This window comes from Absiella sp. AM09-50 (genome assembly GCF_003433845.1).
Taxonomy (GTDB): Bacteria; Bacillota_I; Bacilli_A; order Erysipelotrichales; family Erysipelotrichaceae; genus Hoskinsella; species Hoskinsella hominis.
The window spans coordinates 1-22,143 of record NZ_QVFI01000041.1 but is presented as its reverse complement, the minus strand read 5'-3'; the positions used below and the strand labels follow the sequence as shown (position 1 = coordinate 22,143).

23 protein-coding genes are annotated in these 22,143 nt (G+C 36.1%); 22 read left to right on the top strand and 1 reads right to left on the bottom strand.

Features of this window, described 5'->3' with window-relative positions:
• Nucleotides 1–179: 179 nt before the first annotated feature.
• The 22 genes from DW114_RS19825 (at nucleotide 180) to DW114_RS19715 (ending at nucleotide 21,337) form a co-directional block, all read left to right on the top strand.
• The gene (locus DW114_RS19825; protein WP_233511386.1) at nucleotides 180–479 is read left to right on the top strand and encodes a hypothetical protein; all 300 of its coding nucleotides are present in this window, start codon (nucleotides 180–182) and stop codon (nucleotides 477–479) included.
• Entirely contained in the window at nucleotides 479–1,054 is a 576-nt protein-coding gene (locus DW114_RS19820; RefSeq protein ID WP_117455926.1) for a hypothetical protein, read from the top strand. Before DW114_RS19825 ends, DW114_RS19820 begins: the two co-directional genes overlap by 1 nt.
• Entirely contained in the window at nucleotides 1,041–1,907 is an 867-nt protein-coding gene (locus tag DW114_RS19815) for a type IV secretory system conjugative DNA transfer family protein (protein WP_233509479.1), read from the top strand. The genes DW114_RS19820 and DW114_RS19815 overlap by 14 nt, the downstream gene beginning before the upstream one ends.
• A 534-nt stretch (nucleotides 1,908–2,441) precedes the next feature.
• Nucleotides 2,442–4,115: a group II intron reverse transcriptase/maturase gene (gene ltrA / locus DW114_RS19810; protein ID WP_117455924.1), complete on the top strand. Its 1,674-nt coding sequence runs from the start codon at nucleotides 2,442–2,444 to the stop codon at nucleotides 4,113–4,115.
• Nucleotides 4,116–4,119: 4 nt separating this feature from the next.
• Nucleotides 4,120–5,193 carry a hypothetical protein gene (locus DW114_RS19805; RefSeq protein ID WP_207732780.1) on the top strand — a complete coding sequence of 358 codons (1,074 nt, stop codon included), beginning with the start codon at nucleotides 4,120–4,122 and terminating at the stop codon, nucleotides 5,191–5,193.
• 15 nt (nucleotides 5,194–5,208) lie between these two features.
• A complete protein-coding gene (locus tag DW114_RS19800; RefSeq protein WP_117455921.1) occupies nucleotides 5,209–6,213 on the top strand; it encodes an amidoligase family protein in 1,005 nt (334 codons plus the stop codon).
• A gap of 14 nt (nucleotides 6,214–6,227) precedes the next feature.
• Nucleotides 6,228–6,707: a gamma-glutamylcyclotransferase family protein gene (locus DW114_RS19795; RefSeq protein WP_117455920.1), complete on the top strand. Its 480-nt coding sequence runs from the start codon at nucleotides 6,228–6,230 to the stop codon at nucleotides 6,705–6,707.
• 38 nt (nucleotides 6,708–6,745) lie between these two features.
• Nucleotides 6,746–7,831, top strand: coding sequence for a C40 family peptidase (locus tag DW114_RS19790; protein ID WP_158552364.1), 1,086 nt, complete (start codon nucleotides 6,746–6,748; stop codon nucleotides 7,829–7,831).
• A gap of 18 nt (nucleotides 7,832–7,849) precedes the next feature.
• A complete protein-coding gene (locus DW114_RS19785) occupies nucleotides 7,850–8,305 on the top strand; it encodes a hypothetical protein (RefSeq protein WP_117455916.1) in 456 nt (151 codons plus the stop codon).
• Nucleotides 8,265–8,948, top strand: a complete 684-nt coding sequence (locus tag DW114_RS19780; protein ID WP_117455914.1) for a DUF4314 domain-containing protein — start codon at nucleotides 8,265–8,267, stop codon at nucleotides 8,946–8,948. Before DW114_RS19785 ends, DW114_RS19780 begins: the two co-directional genes overlap by 41 nt.
• A gap of 21 nt (nucleotides 8,949–8,969) precedes the next feature.
• On the top strand, nucleotides 8,970–10,253 hold the full coding sequence (locus tag DW114_RS21845) for a DUF3846 domain-containing protein (RefSeq protein WP_207732779.1): 1,284 nt from the start codon (nucleotides 8,970–8,972) through the stop codon (nucleotides 10,251–10,253).
• Nucleotides 10,254–10,289: 36 nt separating this feature from the next.
• Nucleotides 10,290–10,475: a hypothetical protein gene (locus DW114_RS19765; protein WP_117455912.1), complete on the top strand. Its 186-nt coding sequence runs from the start codon at nucleotides 10,290–10,292 to the stop codon at nucleotides 10,473–10,475.
• A gap of 28 nt (nucleotides 10,476–10,503) precedes the next feature.
• Nucleotides 10,504–10,917: a hypothetical protein gene (locus DW114_RS19760; RefSeq protein WP_117455910.1), complete on the top strand. Its 414-nt coding sequence runs from the start codon at nucleotides 10,504–10,506 to the stop codon at nucleotides 10,915–10,917.
• Nucleotides 10,918–11,425: 508 nt separating this feature from the next.
• Entirely contained in the window at nucleotides 11,426–12,652 is a 1,227-nt protein-coding gene (dcm, locus tag DW114_RS19755) for a DNA (cytosine-5-)-methyltransferase (RefSeq protein WP_117455908.1), read from the top strand.
• A 66-nt stretch (nucleotides 12,653–12,718) separates the two neighbouring features.
• A complete protein-coding gene (locus DW114_RS19750) occupies nucleotides 12,719–13,117 on the top strand; it encodes a ribbon-helix-helix protein, CopG family (protein WP_117455906.1) in 399 nt (132 codons plus the stop codon).
• A 63-nt stretch (nucleotides 13,118–13,180) separates the two neighbouring features.
• A complete protein-coding gene (locus DW114_RS19745) occupies nucleotides 13,181–13,459 on the top strand; it encodes a DUF6809 family protein (protein ID WP_117455904.1) in 279 nt (92 codons plus the stop codon).
• Complete coding sequence (locus tag DW114_RS19740) at nucleotides 13,456–13,737, top strand: hypothetical protein (RefSeq protein ID WP_117455902.1); 282 nt, start codon at nucleotides 13,456–13,458, stop codon at nucleotides 13,735–13,737. Before DW114_RS19745 ends, DW114_RS19740 begins: the two co-directional genes overlap by 4 nt.
• A gap of 66 nt (nucleotides 13,738–13,803) precedes the next feature.
• Nucleotides 13,804–16,515: a MobP3 family relaxase gene (gene mobP3, locus DW114_RS19735; RefSeq protein ID WP_207732778.1), complete on the top strand. Its 2,712-nt coding sequence runs from the start codon at nucleotides 13,804–13,806 to the stop codon at nucleotides 16,513–16,515.
• Nucleotides 16,516–16,647: 132 nt separating this feature from the next.
• On the top strand, nucleotides 16,648–18,291 hold the full coding sequence (locus DW114_RS19730) for a DUF3991 and toprim domain-containing protein (protein WP_117455900.1): 1,644 nt from the start codon (nucleotides 16,648–16,650) through the stop codon (nucleotides 18,289–18,291).
• 56 nt (nucleotides 18,292–18,347) lie between these two features.
• A complete protein-coding gene (locus DW114_RS19725) occupies nucleotides 18,348–20,093 on the top strand; it encodes a VirD4-like conjugal transfer protein, CD1115 family (protein WP_117455898.1) in 1,746 nt (581 codons plus the stop codon).
• Nucleotides 20,094–20,100: 7 nt separating this feature from the next.
• Nucleotides 20,101–20,358, top strand: coding sequence for a helix-turn-helix domain-containing protein (locus DW114_RS19720; protein ID WP_233509497.1), 258 nt, complete (start codon nucleotides 20,101–20,103; stop codon nucleotides 20,356–20,358).
• A 307-nt stretch (nucleotides 20,359–20,665) separates the two neighbouring features.
• Nucleotides 20,666–21,337, top strand: a complete 672-nt coding sequence (locus DW114_RS19715; protein WP_117455894.1) for a hypothetical protein — start codon at nucleotides 20,666–20,668, stop codon at nucleotides 21,335–21,337.
• A gap of 408 nt (nucleotides 21,338–21,745) precedes the next feature.
• Here the strand turns inward: DW114_RS19715 and DW114_RS19710 are convergent, their stop codons facing one another.
• A complete protein-coding gene (locus tag DW114_RS19710) occupies nucleotides 21,746–21,967 on the bottom strand; it encodes a helix-turn-helix domain-containing protein (protein WP_117455892.1) in 222 nt (73 codons plus the stop codon).
• Between the last annotated feature and the right edge of the window lie 176 nt (nucleotides 21,968–22,143).

The window sequence follows — 22,143 nt, the reverse complement described above, 5'->3', positions numbered from 1 at the left end:
ATTGTAATCTCTGTTACGGCAACATTCAAGCCTTTGGTATTTGATAGAGTTCAATTCATAAGAGAATATATTGAGCCATTTGTTTTAGAATAACAAATTACAGTTTATAAATTAAGATTAGCAATCATAATATGGTCGCTTTATTTAAATATACAGAAAGGAATGATAGAAAGATGTATATGTATCCAGATAATCTGAAAGGAAAGCCAACTTTATGGCTCTGGTATCTGACAGATATTGGAATCATCGGAATAGGTGCTATCTTTTCAGTAATGGCAATCACGCAAGTAAACTTTTACCTGCCTGTTGCATTGGTTGCCTGTTATGCATTTTTGACAATACGATATCAAGACACAAGTATCTTTGATTTTATCAAATATGCCTGTGCCTTTTTTATTTTCAGCCAGCAATTTTTTCATTGGTCATTATCAAATGTTGATTCAATTGATATGGAGATTGGCAAGAAGGGAGGTCACTGATGAAAAAGAAGAAAAAACAATCAACGAGAGAATTGGTGAATACGAAGACAATCACAGACTTCAGCTTACAGCAGTATGGCGGAGATGAGATTGTCTTTTTTATTATCCAGCCTCAGAACCTGTCCGTAATGAGTCATGAGAATATCGGAAGTAAGATTTTTGCTTTGACGAATGTGTTAAAAGGATTGGCAGATCTGGAAATGATCTCGTTGAACAGCAGGGATAACTTTGAGGAAAATAAGATTTTTCTAAGAAAGCGAATCGAGGAAGAAAAGAATGAGAAAGTGATTCAGTTGTTAAATAAAGATCTATTACATCTGGATAAGATCCAGATTCAGACTGCAACTGCTCGATTGTTCCTGCTTGCTGTTCGGATCAAGCCGAATGATCAGGTGGAAATCATGCAGCTGATTCATAGAATCGAGAAGCTAATCAAACTACAGAATTTAACAGTAAAACGTGCTTCTAAAGATGATCTGAAAGGAATGCTGGCTGTGTATTTTGAACAGAATGTGACAACAGATCGTTTTGAAGATATTGATGGAGAGAGGTGGTACACAGATGAAACTGTTTAAAAAGAAAAAGGTAATTCCCCCAGAAGAAGTGCATATCCAAGAATTTTTGGACATGATCTCTCCCTCTGTGATTCGGTTTTATAGTGAGTATTATATCTGTGGCAATACATATCGCTGTGTGTGGGCATTAAGAGAATACCCAACAGCCACAGAAGAACAAGCGCTTCTTCGTTATCTTGGCGAAAAAGATGGCTTAACACTTCATGTTTATGCCAGACAGGTGACTCCTGCAGAAGAAAAAAAGATTATTGGGAATGCCGCTAATAAGAACCGTATGAAGCAAGGAAACACACAGGATCTGCAGGAGTCCATCACTGCACAAAGCAATCTACAGGATGTTATGGATCTAATTGCGAATATGCATCGCTCTCGAGAACCGCTCATCCATTGTGCTGTATATTTGGAACTTACTGCAAATGATTATGAAGCATTGAAACTATTACAGACGGAAACACTTACAGAACTGGTACGAAGTAAGCTGAACGTAGACAGGCTGATATTACGACAGAAGGAAGGATTTCACGCAGTTATGCCAAGCGGTAGAGATATGTTCAAAGAACAGTTTGAGAGGGTACTGCCTGCAACAAGTGTAGCGAATCTGTTCCCTTTCAATTATTCTGGTAAGACAGATCCACATGGCATCTATCTAGGAGCCGATAAATTCGGTTCTAATATCATCGTAGATTTTAATAGACGAAGTGATGATAAGACAAATGCCAATATCCTGATTCTTGGTAACTCAGGACAGGGAAAATCATATCTTCTGAAACTCATTCTCTGTAATCTGCGTGAACAGGGGTTCACACTGATAACCTTAGATCCTGAACATGAGGTGCGACAAGAAGTCGCATAGTAAATTGCTGGTTGTCAGCTACCCTATCCATTTGGGGTAATCCTACCGTGACATGCGTAAGTGGTAACGCTTGGGTGTGAAGCTCACGGGATAAACACTGGGAAATCTGCTAGCCTAAAGCGGACGTACTGTGGGATAAGAATGTTATGGAGAACGTAAAGTGAACTATTGCAGGGTCGTTACAGGGAATAAGTGAAATCAGGCTGATACACTTACACCAAAAGGTGCGGAGGTTGGTTGCTGTGTCTTTCGTGTACGTAGCAACAAATGGACATCAGACCTCTCGGCTCAAGGATAGCTCCTAACACATTCACAATTATTTACTATGTGGAACTTGGTAAGCCCTATATGCTCCTTGCTTAGCAAGGTATCGACCCCGTAAGGGGAAGAAACGGTATAGAGGGTAAAGGAAAGGGAGAGAAAGCGAATGGCACTGCTGTAATGGCGGTGCATAGGGGTTCAAGATTTGCCCTAACCCGAAAGGGTGCAGACTTCTCTTATGGTATTTCATAGCAAAGAAAGGAAGGTAAACCTATGAATGATAATAATTCAATGACAGTGAAAACTGAGAGATTATCAAACACACAACAGTTAGAACAACAATGGACGACCATTGATTGGAAGAAAGCTGAACTAGAAGTTAATAGGCTACAATCTAGAATTGCTAAGGCAACTCAAGAAAAGAAATGGAACTTAGTTAAAAGACTTCAATATCTTTTAACACACTCGTATTATGCCAAAGTGTTAGCTGTTAAAAAAGTAACAACTAACAAAGGAAAGAATACAGCAGGAGTAGATGGAGAAAAGTGGAGTACACCAGCCTCTAAAATGAAAGCTGTATTATCGTTGAGTGATAAACACTACAAAGCAAAACCACTAAAAAGAGTTTATATTGACAAGAAAAATAAAAAGGCAAAAAGACCTTTAAGTATTCCGTGTATGTATGACAGAGCTATGCAAGCATTATATGCAATGGGTCTTGACCCAATAGCAGAAACAACCGCTGATAGGAAATCATTTGGTTTTCGTAAGGGGCGCTCTGCTCATGATGCGTGTGAATACATTTTCCAAATTTATTCAAGAAGATATAGTCCTGAATGGGTTTTAGAAGGAGATATTAAAGGGTGTTTTGATAACATTAGCCATGAATGGCTGTTAGAAAATATACCAATGGATAAATCAATCTTAAAACAATTTCTAAAAGCTGGTTTTGTATTCAAAGGTGACCTTTTTCCTACAGAGGACGGAGCACCACAAGGCGGAGTCATTTCACCAATATTAGCAAACATGACACTAGATGGTATGCAAAGAGCATTAGCCGAATACTTTGATGTAAATAGCAAAGGAAAAGTGAATGCAGAAACACACAGACACAATAAGGTAAATCTCATACGCTATGCCGATGACTTTATTGTATCTGCAAATACCAAAGAAAAGGCAGAAGAGGCTAAAGTGGTTATACAATCATTTCTAAAAGAGAGAGGACTAAAACTGTCAGAAGAAAAGACAGTGATAACACACATTGATGAAGGCTTTGATATGTTAGGATGGACATTTAGAAAATTCAACGGAAAGTTGATTATCAAACCATCTAAAACATCGATAAAAGCATTTGTAGCAAGTTTGTCAGAAACCATACTCAAACGTGGTAAGGCTTGGAAACAGGAAGTTCTTATTGAAAAGCTAAATCAACAAATTAGAGGATGGACGAATTACCATCAAAGTGTATGTGCAAGTGAAGCGTTTGCCTATATTGATTACATTCTTTACGAATTATTATGGAGATGGGCAAAGCGTAGACATCCACATAAAGGACGATGGTGGGTATCAACGAATTACTGGCATAGACGAGGCAGTCGCAATTGGGTGTTCTCTACCGAGAATAAAGAACTACTTCGGGTTGACCATATTCCAATTGTAAGGCACGTCAAAGTACAAACTACAGTGAATCCATACCTTGATATTGAATATTTTCAAGACAGAAAATTCAAACAAGGTATGAGAAGACTATCAGGACGATTTAAGTTGATTTGGAAAAATCAAAACGGGTGCTGTTATCACTGTGGAATGCCATTAGAAATTACAGAAGATAGAGAAATCTATTTTAAAGTACCTAAAACAAATGGTGGAAAGGACGAAGTTCCAAATATGGCATATGTCCATAAAAGCTGTCAACAGCTTTATATTGAGAGCCGCTCGAAAGAGTGATGAAATGCTTGAGCCGTATGATGGGAAACTATCACGTACGGTTCTTAGACGAGAAAGCGGGAGTAATCTCGCTGACTTAGTCGACTATGGAGAATTGTCAAGAAATCTTGGAGGAACGTTTATCGATATGATGTCAGGCAGATATATCATCAATGTACTGGAACCTAAACAATGGACTACTGCCGATTACGAAGTGGATGAAAAAGATGATGCAATCCCTAAAACATTTAAACAAACAACGATATTGTCCCAACATATTTCTTTCTTAAAGGACTTCTTCAAAACTTATAAGGATTTCAGTGATGAACAGCTGGATACACTGGAGATCATGTTGATCAAATTATATAGTCATTTTGATATTACAGAGAAGACGGATCTAACAAAATTGCGTCATGATGGATATCCCATGCTATCAGATCTTTATGACTATATCGATGAAGAATATAAGCATTTCAAGGATAATGGAACGCATATCTTTAAGCGAGATACATTGAGAGAAATCTTACTGCTGCTTCATTCCATCTGTATTGGAAGCGACAGTAAGTTTTTTAATGGACATACGAATATAACAGGAAATCAATGTTTAACATTTGGTGTTAAGGGATTGTTACAGGCGAATAAGGCTTTGAGGAATGCCTTACTGTTCAATATTCTGTCATTCATGTCTAATGAGCTGCTGACGAATGGACACACTATAGCATCCATTGACGAGCTGTATCTTTTCCTTACCAATATGACTGCTGTGGAATATATCCGAAACTTCATGAAGCGTGTTCGTAAAAAAGAAAGTGCAGTAATCCTAGCATCACAAAACCTCGAGGATTTCAATATCGAGGGTATTCGTGAACTGACAAAACCCTTATTTTCCATTCCTGCTCATGCTTTTCTGTTCAATGCCGGTAATACGGATTCAAAGTTTTATATCGATACATTGCAGCTGGAGGAAAGTGAATATGATTTGATTAAATATCCACAGCGTGGTGTTTGTTTATATAAATGCGGAAATGAGCGTTATAATCTGGCAGTACATGCTCCTGAATATAAAGAAAGGTTGTTCGGTGAACAGGGAGGAAGATGATGGAGGTAGCTTATAATGAAGGATCAGCATTTTGGAATCGAAATCGAGATGACTGGCCTCACAAGATCTTCAGCCGCTAATATTATCGCAAAGCACTTTGAAAGTGAGGCAAGTCAAGAACATGATTACTATGATACATATACGGTAAAGGATCAAGACGGACGTAAATGGAAGGTTATGTTCGATTCAAGTATTACACCATATAGAGGAAGGAATCGGATATATGATTCAGAATATAAGGTTGAAGTTGTTAGTCCAATTTGCAATTATGAAGATATTGAAACCATACAGGAAATAACCAGAAAGCTAAGAAAAGGTCATGCGAAGGTCAATTCCAGCTGTGGTATTCATATTCATATAGATGCCTCTAAGCATGATGCCAGATCCTTGCGTAATATAACTAATATTATGTATTCAAAAGAGGATCTGATCTATAAGGCATTACAAGTTGATGTTTCCAGAGAAAATCGTTATTGTAAAAAAGTTGATGAAGCATTTATCCAAAAATTAAATAGAGCTAAACCTGACAGTTTAGATAAAGTGAAAAAGATCTGGTATAACGATAATACCTTTCGAGCTAATGAACACTATGATAGATCCCGCTACCATGCGCTGAATCTACATAGTGTTTTTTCAAAAGGAACGATTGAATTCAGATTGTTTAATGGAACACTTCACGCAGGAGAAATCAAATCCTATATTCAGTTTTGTCTGGCAATTAGCAATCAGGCATTGACACAAAAAAAGGCAAGCAGGAGAAAGACACAATCAACAAATGAGAAATACACGTTTCGCACTTGGCTCCTCAGACTCGGAATGATAGGTGATGAATTTAAAACCGCAAGACTACATCTGCTAAAAAATCTTGATGGTTGTATCGCATGGAAAGATCCTGCTCAGGCAGAAAGACAAAAGGAGCGATTACGAATCAAGCGGGAAGAGGAACTCGCGGCTCAAGACATTTCTGAACCGATTGAAGCAGATATGATGCAGGAGGAAGGACCTGTCATGAGCATGTAAGGAGATGATAAAAGATGAGCAAATTATATATAGCATATGGCAGTAATCTGAATAAAGAGCAAATGAAATTTCGCTGTCCTGATGCACAGCTGGTAGGTGTTGGAGAGATTCCCAACTATCAGCTTTTGTTTCGTGGAGGCAGAAATGCAGTTGCAACAATAGAGCCACAGGAGGGAAAATGTGTTCCTTTTGGGCTATGGAAGATCAGTGATCGGGATGAGCTGGCACTGGATCGTTACGAAGGGTATCCCAATCTGTATTACAAAAAGAGTTTCGCAATGCAGATACAGGGACAGAGTGCAGAGGCTATGGCATACATTATGGATCCTAAATATGAAATCGGTGTTCCTTCACAAACGTATTATCAAACGATCCAGCAGGGATATAGGGACTGCGGACTAGACTGTGATGTTTTGGATGATGCTGTTCAAAGGAGTAGAGATATCTATCATAAGCAGTTGGATATGGAAGCAATGCAGATGGGGATGAAGTAATGTGGGCAGCTGTACTCAAAGGAGTCAAAGCATTCACTATGTTGAAAAACAAAAGTACACAGAATCTGGGAAAGAAGATCATGATTGCTCTTCTTTCTCCTGTGATCGCTTTTGTTTTTTTGGTTGGCGGAATCTTTTCTGATGGAATCAATTTCAACCATAATTTGATATTTGATCTGTTTAATGGTGTACCTGTTTCTATAACAGGTATGGAATCGAATCAGATAGCATTCATTCATGAAATAGAAGGAATGATACCCATACTGAATCAGAAAATAGATACAGAGAATATTGGTTTTGCAGAAGGGGAATCAGTCGATGCGTACCTTGTTAAAGGTTTTTATATAGGCATTATGTTTTCTAATCAGCAATTTCACCTGACAGAAGAAAATGTAGATGATTGGATGCAATGCTATATTGAACCATCTGAAAATGGAACAGGAGAAAAAGAGGAACATAATGAAACAAAAAAGCATCCAGTGAATGACACCGCTATTATCTTCTCATTGATGGAACATAATATGAATTTAGCATTGAATCAAGATACAAAGGAATTAATGCTAAAAGTTGTGGAGGGATTAAGAGGTGGTGCAGGAACATCAGGAACGGTAACAACACTTTCTAAAGAGCAAATAGAAAAATTAATAGAAAATTTACCTGAGGATACAAGTGAGTTAAGAAAACAAATCGTGATCCAAGCAGCAGATGCAGTTGGAAAGATACCTTATTATTGGGGAGGTGCGGCCTCATATCCCGGTTATGACGGCAATGATTTCGGGAAACCTGTTGCCCCAGATGAGGCAGGTAGAGGTTTAAAAGGAATGGATTGTTCACACTTTGTTGATTGGGTTTACTGGACAGTTATGAACAATAACCTTGGCAATACGAATACTACAGGTCAGATAGCACAATGTGTGAAAATCAGCCCAAGTGAGTTAAAACCAGGAGATCTTGCGTTTTTAATGGAAGGAGGTACATCCACACATGTTGGAATCTACGCAGGCAAAAATGATAAGGGAGAAGCAGTATGGATCCATGAAAATGCAGGAGATAACAATGTTTCTATGAATACTGTATCGTATTGGAATCTTTACTGTCGTCTTAATATTATGAAGGACAGATAAGAAGAAAGGATAAAAGATATGGAAGAAGATTTTAAATGGCTGGATAGATATTTGAAAACACATTATACAGGATTCGTTGTAAATAACTACGATGTTGGATGTCATCTTTATCTAAAGGATATCAACAATTTCATCCAAAATGTAGGACGATATGCAAATGTAATCATCGTAAGGAATGAAGATGGAGATACATTATTGAATACATGCGGTACCTATATTGATCGAATATGGCCAGAAATATCATGGGGTTCAAGAACAAATGAAACAATGCAAGATGCCAATTATATTGCCAATGAATTGTGTAAACTCAGGGAAGAGGAAGGCTATTTCCCTGATCCTTTACCGAAAGTGAAGAGATTTATGAAACAGGTCTTTGGACAAGAAGTCGTTGTACAAAACGATGAGTTTCTAAAGTGTGTAAGAGAAGAAGAACTTGAAGAAGATATGCAGATTGGTCGTGATCTTAGTGTTTAGAACAAAAGCAGAAATAGAGCACCTGAAACAAATATATCCAAGTGGAACAAAAATCACTATGCTTCATATGTGTGATGATCATCCAGTTCCTAAAGGTACACATGGTGTTGTTGATTTTGTAGATGATGGAGGAATGATACACATGGATTGGGAGAATGGTATGCCTATGGCAATCGATCCTAGTGAAGATGAGTTTAAGGTTGATTTAGAAAAAGTGATCTATGTTGAGAAACGTATGAAGAATGTTATAGAAGCATTAAAAAAGGAAAATGCAGAGTTTCATATCGGTAATATCGTTGAACAACGTCAGGGAAAGGATATGTCTTATCATGGCTCTCCATTTTATGAAACGATCACAATTATCCAAGATGGTGACTTAGTATTTGAACATTCAGATTTTGGAAAGCGATATTACCCAAATAAGATTGAATTTGAGAGAATGTCTGATCTTTCAAAAATCGAAGAGAATACCATCAAGCAATTACAAGATGAAATTGCAGAACTGGAAAATAAGATAAGCATCAAGAAACAGGAAATCAGCAATGTTCAAAATAATTTTAAACGTATAAATGAAACATTTGCACAGGTGTTAAATGAAGAACCAGAAGAAATCGTATGTAAACAAGAAATGAAATTTGAATAGAAAAGAGATGAAGTTAAAATCATGACACAAAAAGAAACAGAAAAACTCAGAAAAAAATATCCTGTAGGAACAAGAATCGAGTTGAAGCACATGGAGGATATGCAAGCTGTTCCGGATGGTACATTGGGCACGGTGCTACATGTTGATGATGCAGGTACGATCCATATGCTTTGGGACAATGGCAGAGGATTAGGCCTCATAGAAGGAGAAGATGAATTTCATATCATGGAAACATATATGGAATATGATAAAGAAAAAGTTACAGCGCACAGCATGAATTTCAAGTTAAGCAGTGCAAAAGAAAGGCTGTCCTTGAATAACATCGTAATAGATAATGTTATTACTTTATCTGATGAGGATTACCATTATTTCAAAGAACATTTGAATGAAAATTACAATTTTATCAGAGATAATCGAGAGATATTATCCCAGAATGGTCATTCCATACAATATCTGTTAATTAAGGGAAGCAAGGATCCAGATGCAATGATCATCCAAATAGATGGAAGAAATACGGTAGAGAATTATTGCTATATACCATATGTCGAAGACTTACAGAAACATTTTCGTTATGGAATAAGAGAAGAACAGCAATATACTGATGCGGTGTTTTCATGCAAGGATACTGAAATCAATTCTCAGCGTTGCAGGATTGAAAAAATCATCGAATTGAATCATGATGATTTCAATCATTTTGCTGGACATCTACTCTCTGAATACGGATTTCTAAAGGAAAATAGAGAGCTGATGTATAAAGATTCTGATGATCTACGTCATTGTTTGCTAGTGATCGGTAATGCTCATGAGCATGGTATTCTGGTAGATTCTTCAGGGGCGAGTTATGCTAGATACACAGCATTCATGCCAAACACAAAAGCTTTCATCAAGCAAAATCAATTAGCAAACTTGATTGAAGATATCTACGATCTTCATCACGTGAAGGAAGAAAAAATCAAAGTGTTAGTCGTAGAACCGCAGAAAAAACCACGAGTCGAAGTCATAGAGAACACACTTGATGCAAAACGAGAAATCGTTCAAGGAGAAATCGAACTCGTAGAATTAAGCGATACTGCTGATTTGATCTGTAATGAGGAAGGAAAGTATATCGGTCTAGAAGCAAATCGTCGTTTCGGTAATGATGTTCTGGTAGGTACGTTTTTGATTGTCGGATCGGATGGTAGTGAAGATTTCTGTTCGTTAAGTGAAGAGGATATTGCATTGTATATGGAAAGATTCGGACAAATCGAAGATCTGAAACAGGAAGATATTCCAGAAATTTGCTACAAGATTTATGGATTTGAATAAGATTTTTTATATCATCTGTGAAGGAGGAAATGAGTTATGTTAAAGATGACAGAAATAAAATTAAAGTATCCTGCTGCACGTATCAGAGCATTAAATTCTGTGTTAGCAAAAAAAGATACGACATTAGACAATGAAATGAATTGCTTATTGGATCAGTTATATAAGAAAATCGTCAAGCCAGAAGTACGTAATTTCATTGAAGAAATGGAACATGATGAATGAGAGAGATTAAAGAAAGAAGGTGGAATGCATGGCTCAAAAGGTGATCATCGTAGCACAAAGGATGGGACAATTGTGGCACGCAATTATCGAACGTAATGCAGGTTTTGAAGTGGCAGAAATGTCAGATGAATACGTGAACGATAGATATGAAGAGGTTGTTGATATTACTTGTAAGGATGGTACTGTGTTTCAATGTAAGACAGATTTCAGGGATATCAGTGACAACGAAATATACTGGGAAACATTCAATAATGTTGAAAAATGGCTTAGTGAATCATTAAAGCAGCATGAACAAAAGATAGCGAAAGGCTCATACACCTTAAAAGAGTTGCATGAATATCAAAATCTTGTAAACAATGCTGAACGATTAAGGGAAATGATGATGAATGAGCAAAATCTGGAACAATCCGTTCATAACGAAATTGGCATGAAGATGAATTGAGGATCCTGAAACTAATATGTATCACCCTGTCGGCGATTTGTGAGCCTTGTGTGCGGTTTTGTAAATGAAATAGGGTAATAATGCCTATCGTCACATAAACAAGGAGGTGAAGCGAATCGTAGAGATTATAAATAGATAGACTTGCAAATGGAAATTTAGTCATAAATTTGAGGATAGGTTAGCTTTGCAGGTTAAAGTATCGGCGTCTGATGTCGCCGATACGTCAGACAACAGCGGGCAATGCCCACTGTTATAAGGCTTTCTTAAAAAATTGAAAAGCGTCGTAACAGTCCATGAGAAGTCAAGTGTGGCGTTGGTCTTGATGATTAAGCAAAATATAGACCAAGTATTCGATATTTCTAAGGTCGTTAGTTATGGCGTTTTCAAAGGATATGCATCATTTCATTGTCTTTTCATCTGGTAACAGGGAAGGGATGTTAACGAAATATCAGAAAGGAAAGATATAATACTAGTTAAATGATGCATGCATTGATTCGTTGGTTAAAAAATGAATCAATTAAATCTATTTGAATTAATAAAGAAACCTTATAAGATTACAAAACCTATCCGTTTGATAGAATTATTTGCAGGTATCGGTGCACAGGCAGCAGCTTTGAAAAGACTGCATGTACGATATGAAAATTATCGTGTCATTGAAGTAGATCAACATGCTGTCGACAGTTACAATGAGATTCACAATACTGATTTCAATGTTTCAGACATCACCAAGATTACCGCTGATGATCTGCATATAGTAAATAGAGATCAATATGAATATATTGTGACCTATTCATTCCCTTGTCAGGATCTTTCTAAATCAGGAAAAGGTTTGGGTATGGGCAAAGGTAGCGGAACTAGATCAGGCCTGCTTTGGGAGGTCGAAAGACTACTGAAAGAATGTGTGGAATTACCTCAGATTCTTTTGATGGAGAATGTCCCAGATGTGGTTGGTAAAAAAAATATCAAGGATTTTTTGCAATGGCAATCTGTCCTTGAAAGTCTTGGTTACAGCAACTACATAGAGTGTCTGAATGCGAAAGACTATGGTATTCCTCAGACAAGAAACCGAGCATATATGGTGTCGATACTGGGGGATTACTTCTATAAGTTTCCAGAGCCGAAACCTTTAGAACTATGCCTGAAAGATATGTTAGAAGACACTGTTGATGAAAGTTATTTTTTGAATAGAGAACAGCTTGTAAAAGTATTGAGCGGAAAGTTCGATCAGCATAGAAGGATCATGGATATAAGCAAACTCTGCAGCACCTTAACTACAAAGCCAGAAAGAATATATGGTGAAATTGACTCTGAAATGAAGTTAGAAAATGAACATATTCTATATGGCATCGTGCCAATGATCTTGGCATCAAAAACAAGAAGTATTGTTGAGTGTATAGCAATGAAAGAAAATACGAAAAAAGGTTATGCAATAGCTGAAGATGGAGATGGAGTTTATATTGATCGTCCACATCAGAAAAGAGGTGTCGTACAGAAAGGGATGATTCAGACACTTAAAACAGCCAGTCATGATGTAGCAGTTGTATCTAAGATGAATGATGGCAGAGCATTTTATGTAAGAACATTAACCGCATTGGAATACTGGCGGCTGATGGGCTTCAATGATGAGGATTATGAAAAAGCGGCTAAAGTAAGTAGTAAAACACAGCTTTATAAACAGGCAGGGAACAGTATCGTAGTAGATGTCCTTGAGGCAATTTTCAAGCAGTTTTTCTGAGCATAAATTATCATCTGAATGTACATGCATAAGAAAATGATTTTAAGGAAAGGAGAGGAAGTGAAGATGACAACCAATAAACAAAGAACAACGATATGGTTAAGTCCAGAAATATTTGATTCTCTTGACAGCATAACAGAAAGAAATAACTGTAGAAGCAGGAGTGAACTGATTGAAAAAGCAATCAAGTTTTATGATGGGTATACTCGTTCGCAAGAGAACGAGTATCTTCCCATTGCTTTATCATCGGCATTAAATGGTATCGTTAAAACAAGCGAAGATCGCATTGCAAGAGTCCTGTTCAAAAATGCAGTGGAACTCGCAATGATGATGAATGTATTATCCGCTACCGCAGAAATTGATGAAACGACTTTACGCAAACTGAGAGCGAAATGTATTAAAGATGTGAAAGGAACATTAGGAAAGATCAATTTTGAAGAAGTGTATAAATATCAAAATACATAGAACTAATGCTAGATAAATCAAAAGGTCTGTGATACTGTGTGTTGCTGAAAGGAGGCAATACTCATGGAGAGATTATTGAGTCAACTTTATCATGGACAATACTGTGCGGAATCGATGAAAACTCCAACAGACAAACAGTATCAGGAGGCACTTGGGAAAGCATTAGCAATCAATCAGAAAATCGTTGATGAACTAAAGAAAAATGGAGTTGAAGATGCAGAAACATTATCTGATGAATGGAAGAATGCATGGTTCAATTTCACTACGGAAGAACTTATTCAATGTTTCAAAAAAGGTATCAAATTTGGCTTACAGCTTCGTGAAGAACTGGATGAATTATGAAGTTATCAGTTATTGATGTTCTTCAAACTTATGGTGTAGAAATGCCGAAATCATTTTTGCAAGGAGAGGAATTACGAAACGCAGCAAATGATATTGATATATTACATGAGAATATATTAAAGACGCATAATGAAAATGATACTACATTGCTTGAGGAACAATTAGCAGAGTTAGAACATGCATGCTTCACTAAAATGAATTTGGAACTTGCTGCATATTTTAAACAGGGATTTAAAATGGGAATGCGATTGGCAAAAGAATTAAATGATGAAGAATAGCTGACAAATATGCAAGTATTATGGAAATGCAGATCAATGTATCTGCTTTTCTTTTAATTTCATCAGTTGAGGAGTGATAGCATACCAAAAATTATCGTTAAAACAAAGTATTTAAAAAATCAAAGACATAAAGAGTATTATTTAAATTATATCGCTACAAGAGATGGTGTCGAAAAGTTTCAGATGAGTCATGGAGATAAACCGGTGACAAAGAAACAGCAGGAACTGATAGAAAATCTTTTGAAAGATTATCCTGACAGCAAGACAATCTTTGAATATGAAGATTATATAAATGAACCTACACGTAGGAATGCCAGTGAATTTATTTCAGCTGTTATGGATCAAAATCTTACTGATATAGCTACCAAAGAAAACTATGTCGACTATATTGCAAATCGCCCAAGAGTGGAACGCTTGGGAGAACATGGATTGTTCAGCGACAGTGGAAAGAAAATTGACTTATCTCAGGTAGTTCAAGAAGTAGGTAAACATGAAGGAACAGTTTGGACACATATTATTTCCTTGAAACGGGAAGATGCTTCTCGTCTTGGTTACGATCATGCACAGGGATGGGTGGATCTCTGTCGTGCCAAGAGGAATGAACTTGCGGAAGCTATGCGTATTGATTCTAATAATTTGCAATGGTATGCGGCATTTCATAATGAAGGGCACCACCCACACATTCATATGGTCGTATATTCAAAGGAGCCAAGACAAGGGTTCGTCACTAACCAAGGTATCAAAAAAATAAGGAAGATGTTTGCAAGTGAGATATTTCATCAGGATCTCATGAATATTTATAAAAATCAAACAGAAGCCAGAGATGAATTAAAGAATTACAGTCAGAAAACTGTACAGGAACTTTTGAAAGAAATAGGACAAAAAGACCATCTGGAAAATGGTATCATCATAGAGAAATTTCTTGCCCTAAAGGAATCATTAAAAGATTATCAAGGTAGGCTGATGTTTGCCTATATACCAAAAGAATCTAAGCAGCTTGTCAATGACATCGTGCGTGAACTAGAAAAAGAAGAGCATGTTCAGAAACTTTATGAGCAATGGAATTTGTATAGGCAAAGTGTATTTGAAACCTACAATGGATCATTACAAGAACAACTCCCCTTGCTTGAACAGAAAGAATTCAAGAGCATCAAGAATATGATCTTAAAGGAGGTAATGAACTATGATGTAAACGCAGTAACTTATGATGAACAGCTTCCCTCACTTCAGGTGCCTGAATTAGATATAGTGGTTGAGGATGTTGAAAGTGAAAAAGTGGATGATATACCTCAGAATCTTACAACAAATCTATCAGCAAGATATCGTCTAGAATGGAGCAAAAATTATAAGATGGCTTGTAAGCTGTTCTATGGTTCTGATGATGTGCAGCAAGACATCGAACAGGCAAAATCCCTCCTTAAAGAAGAGTGTGATCAACATAACATACTAGGCTATGAATTGCTTGCAAAAGTATTAGAAATAGAGAATAAAGAAAATCCTGAATCTTATGATCTATACAAAGAGGCGTTGCAAGGATCGTTAGAAATCTTGAGTACAGATAAGAACGATTTTATACAGTCCTATCTCCAATATAAAACAGGAAAGTTTTATTACTATGGAAAAGGCTGTGAACAGGATTATGAAAAAGCGTATCATCACTTTAGCCAAAGTGACAGTGAATATGCAATGTATTGTCTAGGCAGGATGTATCAAAGAGGTTATTATGTAGAACAGTCAGATAAAACAGCATTCGAATACTTTGATAAATCAGCTACCAAAGGAAATGCATTCGCCAATTATGAAGTAGGAACTTATTACGACCGCGGAACTGCAGTACCAAAAGATGAGAAACAGGCGAATCTTAATTATGAGATAGCCTATCGTAAGTTTGAAGGAATGCTAAAAAATAGCGAAGATGATAACCTGCTTTATCGTCTTGGAGAGATGAACTATTATGGGAAGGGGGTAGAAAAAGATACAGAAAGTGCTAAGAAATATCTGGAAAAAGCAATATCTTTCGACAATAAGAATGCAAAATATCTTCTTGCAACGATCTATTTGAAAGAATATGATTATGCCAATATTCCTCAGGCAATCAAATGGCTAGAAGAATCAGAGAATCCACAGGCACTATACTTACTTGGAAAGGAGTATTTAAAAGGGATACTGGTAGAACAGGATAAGAAAAAGGCAGTACATTATCTGACACTCAGTGCAGAACAAAAAAACAGCTATGCCATGTATGCATTGGCTAAAGTTTTCTTAAATGATATTAATTATATGGATCCTGATAAAGGTATTTCATATCTACAGAATGCCTCTTCACTTGGAAATGAATATGCTCAGATAATGCTCGGCAATATCTATTTAAAAGGTGAGCATGTTGAAAAGAATGTAGATGCAGCAATAAGCTACCTACAAATGGCCAGTGATAAGAATAATTCGTTTGCCCAATATATGTTAGGCAAACTTTTTTTGTTTGGGAAAGAGGTGGAACAAGATAAGGAGAAGGCGAAAAGTTATTTAGAACAAGCAGCAATCCAAGGAAATACATATGCCATGTATCTGTTGGAGCATATGGATGATTATCATCATCAGCCACTGGTATTGATGACTACAAGGCTGCTTCATCATATATCAAGGATTTTTACAAAAACAGTTCCTGATAACAGCAAGTCCCCTCTTGCAGGTGTGGATAAAAAACTTGCTAAAAAGATAAAGGAAAAGAAGATAGCACAGGGACATAATGCCAAAGATCATGAAATCAATATGAGATAGGAGTGAATGTATGAAACATAAGAAATATGATCTACACAAAATAAAGAATCTCGGTCTGGTCAAGGCCAAATCAAAGGCGGTCAAAAAAAATACATTTAAAAATAGAGCATGTGAAAGGAAAAGGTAATAAATATGGCAGAATATAGAAAATATTCAGATCAGCAGATAGCACTGGCCAATAGTATCAACTTAGTTGATTATTTAAGAGCGAATGGAGAAACTTTAATTAAATCCGGTAGAGAATTTAGATGGCAGAGATATACCAGTGTGACGATTAGGGACAATAAATGGTTTAAACATAAAACACAGGAGGGAGGGTATCCACTTAAATTTTTAGAGGAGTTCTATGGCTATAAATATCCAGATGCCATGGAACTTCTTTTATCTTATGCAAATGATACAGGATCTCAGATCAAGGAAGAGCATCAAGAGAATAAAGAAGTCAAACCATTTAAACTACCGCCCAATAATCCAGATATGAAAAAAGCATATGCCTATTTGTTGAAAACTAGGTATATCAATAAGGAAGTTGTAGATTTCTTTGTTCAGCAAGGTTTGATCTATGAAGACTCAAAATATCATAATGCTGTTTTTGTAGGTGCAGATGAAGAAGGAATTGCCAGACATGCACATAAGAAAAGTACATATACAAAAGGAGAAAGAAGCTATCGTGGTAATGTAGAAGGATCCGATCCATGCTACAGTTTCAATTACAGAGGAACCGATGAAAGTCTATATGTTTTTGAGGCTCCGATTGATATGCTTTCTTATATCTCCCTACATAAAGACAACTGGCAGCAGCATAGTTATGTTGCACTTTGCGGCTTAGGGATGCAATCAATGGAAACCATGTTGGAAGAAAACCCAAATCTGCAGTCTGTAATACTATGTGCTGACCATGATATAGCAGGTAGTGAAGGAGTAGAGCGGATGAGCGATCATTTAAATGAATTGGGTTATCAGATGATTGCCATCGCTGTGCCTAAGTATAAGGATTTCAATGAAGATCTGAAGGCAGCACATGGACTTACACCGCAGAAAGGTGTCGATAATCCTAAGTTTCAGCTTGCAAGTGAGATGATTAGAGAATTAAAGAAATCTGCTGCACCATCTCAAATGATCCAGCATAAAGACTTATCCAAAGCGTTCACCAATATGTATTATGGATTAAATCATGAAGGTCAGAATGACTGCAAGAAATTGAAAGAAGATTTTCAGACCATTACAGATTGTGCAATTCGTTTAGAACATCAATGTCTCTATCCAGATACAGCATTTCATGAAAACAGTGCTGTCTATGATTATTTACAGGATGACTATCGCTCATATAAGGATAAAGGAAGCTTAAAGAACAGGATCGAATCAATCAAAAAAGCATTTCAATCTGTAAAGCTGGTAATGAATAATCAGGGATCAAAAACTGAACTTGCGAATGCGTATCGTAAGCTTGCCAATGAGTCGTTTATGATGATAACTGATAGCCAGCAGCAGCTCAATAAAATACAGCAGAAAGAAATAAAGGAAGATAATCAAGTAGGTAAAAAGATGAAACCACAATCACCATTAGTTGGATCAAATGGCAATATTTTTAATCTTATGGGAATTGCTACTAAATCTCTCAAGGAAGTTGGTATGGATAAAGAAGCAGAAGAGATGTTTGAGAGAGTCACTAAATCAGGCAGCTATGAAGAAGCATTGAATATTCTTGTGGATTATGTTGAACCGGTGGATGTAAACGAGATGGATCAAATAGAAATGAATCAGCAAATGATTTGAAGAAAGGCTAAGGCAGATGAAGAAACGTCTGCCTCCTTTTTTATATAGGAGGACATATGGAACCTAAATTAACATTTATTTTATTAGGATGCTTATTTTTTTGTATTATAGGAATTGCCGTTTATTTTGGAAATAATTACAATCTGAATCATATCAAATCAAAAACAGTTGGGGATGGTCAACATGGGACTGCAAGATTTGCAACAACAAAAGAAATCCAGTGCGCATATAAATGCATCAACTACACACCTAATAAATGGAGAGAAGGAAAAGATCTTCCAAAGTATCAGGGAATGATCGTAGGAACAAGAGATTTTCGTCATGGGGTACATGCATATGTTGATGTTGATGATGTCCATCTGATGATGATCGGAGCTGCTGGTGTAGGTAAGACAGCATATTTTTTATACCCTAACTTGGAATATGCTTGTGCTTCAGGTGTTAGTTTCATTACGACAGATACAAAGGGAGATTTATATCGAAATTATGGAGCAATAGCCAGAGATTATTATGGCTATCATATCGCTGTGATTGATTTAAGAAATCCCATGTCATCTGATGGAAACAATATGCTTCATTTAGTAAATAAGTATATGGATCTTTACAAGCAAGATAAGACAAATATTGCGATTAAGGCAAAAACAGAGAAGTATGCTAAGATCATAGCAAAAACGATCATCTTCTCAGATGGGGATACCTCAAGTTATGGGCAGAATAGCTTTTTTTATGATTCAGCTGAAGGTTTGCTGACATCTGTCATTCTGATCGTTGCAGAACTTTGCCCACATAATCAAAGGCATATCGTTAGTGTGTTTAAGATGGTTCAGGATTTATTGCAGCCATCACCAGTAAAGGGTAAAACACGATTTCAATTATTACTGGATCTATTGCCAGAAGACCATAAAGCAAAATGGTTTGCAGGCTCGGCATTAAATACAGGGGAACAGGCGATGCAGTCAGTGCTATCAACAGTCCTTTCAAGGCTCAATGCATTCATCGATTCTGAAATTGAACAGATCCTATGCTTTGAAACGGCTATCGATATAGAGAAATTCTGTTCAGAAAAGTCTGCTATATTTCTGGTCATGCCAGAAGAGGATAATACAAAGCATTTTTTGATTTCTTTGTTTATTCAGGAATATTATCGTGAGATCTTAGCGTTTGCAGATGAGCAAGGTGGAAGATTACCAAATAAGGTCATTATGTTTCTGGATGAGATAGGAACGATTCCAAAGATACAGTCCGCAGAAATGATGTTCAGTGCTAGTAGATCACGTGGTGTCAGTATAGTGGCCATTATTCAGTCATTGGCACAGTTAGAGAAAAACTATGGCAAGGAAGGTGCTGCTATTATTACGGATAATTGTCAGGACACTTTATTTGGGGGCTTTGCACCTAACAGTGAAACAGCAAAGATCATGAGTGAAAATCTAGGCTATAAAACAGTATTGAGCGGATCTGTCAGTAAAGGCAAGAATGATCCTTCTCAATCCTTGCAGATGATCCAGCGTAATCTATTAACAACTGATGAGCTTAAGGCATTACCGAAAGGAACATTCGTGTTAATGAAAACTGGAACGCACCCTATCTTAACAAAGCTGAAACTGTTCAGTAAGTGGGGAATTCAACTGAATAAGGTATATAAGAATGATGAAAGATCATTAAGAACAGTAGAATATGCAAATGTGATGCAGTTGGAAGATATAATCAGACGAACATATGGAAAACCATCAAGTATGGATGAAGCCAATATAGAAAAAATCAAAGAGAAGATCATGAAGGGAAGTGTAAAAGTTGGATAAGGACTATATGTACTTCTATCGCAAAATCTGTTCGTCTGATCTTCCAGCAAATGCAGTAAATGTGTATAAAGTATTGTTGCAGTATGCTAATCGGACAACGTGGTGCTGTTTTCCTTCGGTAAGAACGATTGCACATGATTCTAAATTATCAGAAAGGACCGTTAGGAGGCAGTTAAATGTTCTTGTATCACATGGATATATTCTACGAATACCAAGGCAGAGAGAAAATAATGGTTTTACTAGCAATATGTATTTTTTAAATTGATTATGGGTAGTGGGATAAGACTCGATATATGGTGTCATATGGATACTGTCACAGTGTCATATCTGTAATGAATTATCTAAGGTATTCTTACAGAGAAGAAATCATGAGAATACATATGAAGTTATTTTGTCAATAAGGAATAAATCGTTCAGATTAAATTGAGAGAGATCTAAAAGGAGGCATGAAATCATTAAAACATGTGAAGTATGAATGGATTTATACAATAAGATATTGCTATTATGTAAATTTTAATATATATTGTATATTCAAATAACTGTTATATTGGGTAAGATACTTGGAGGATATCATGGGAATTAAAGTAAAAGACTATATTTTAGAAATCAACAGACAGAAGCAAGAAATGTTAGAAAAAAACGAATCATATTTAATTTTAAAAGCAGGAGAACTGCATGCAAAGTGTGGAACTAAAGGATCACCAACGCTAATACAATGTTGCTCTGCAATGAAACAGTGTATGCTTGAAGGAGATCAAATTATATATGATAGGGAGAACAAGTCAGGAGTATCAGCAGCACTAACAATCAAATACAATATTTTAGATATGTCAAAAAGACAAAGCCTACATACTGTTCGCAAAAGAGGAAGACCTGTTGGATCAAAGAATAGAAATAAAATTGATGTTCCTTCAAATGGGATAACTAATGAAATAAATTTGTCTGTTGAAAATTGGATGAGAAAAGAAAAGATCAAATATGAAGAACTGGATAATAAGTATTTAATAAAAGATCCATATGGATTGTGGATAATACCAAAATACAATAATGAATCAGCTAGTGAAAGATTTTTATCATCGATAAATATGATAGATGAAAATTTCTATAAATGCTCTATCATATTCAAAAGTACGAAGGATGAGCATGATTTTTGGAAATCAATATCTGAAGAAGTTATAGAACGATTGAATTTGACTGCGTTATTTGTAGCAAAAGATGGTTTTGTTTCTCAAATGGTTTATTAGATACATCAGCAAATGTATGAATATAATTCCTTTATCATTTAGCATTATATGATATAATACAGTCACCACGAAAGTGGTGGAGGTGTATTATGCCTCAGTATTCAACCACCGATAGGTTTAAAATGGCAGAATGTATTTTAGTAAGCATATCTCTATGTAACCTTTGTAATGTACGCAGAAGCATTAACGTTAATCGTTATTCTTCTAATTATCAAAGAGTTAAAGAAGAAATAACATAGATATTATGCTGAACGAATACATATAAAAAGGAAGGTACGCCAATACCTTCCTTTTCTGTGCATATTTCTATGCAACCTTCATGTACATCTTTATTATATGCGGTGAAGGAAAAAATATCAAGTTTTTTAATGAAAAAGGAACTTAACATTATTGAAGTAATGAGAGTTGTTAGTCAAGGTTACTTAAATTTTTATCTGGAGTATATTCTATAATATCAGATAAATCACATTCTAGCATATTACATAGATCATTTAACGTACTCACATATATGTTTTTATCATTACGTAATTTATCCAATAAACTTGTACGAATATTATAATCCTTAATCAATTGATATTGAGTGATATTCTTGCGCTTAAGTGTTTCGAAAAAAGGTTTATAACTTATCATAAAAATACCACTCCTTCCTGTTCTATAAATTATATTTGAAAACACCTTTATTTACGTTGTCTTTATAAAGACTACACAGGTTGATAGTTTGTTCATAAAAAGAAGACCTATGAATAATTTCATTTAAATTTTATATCTAATTTTTGATTATCCGTATAAACACTATACTTTCAAAT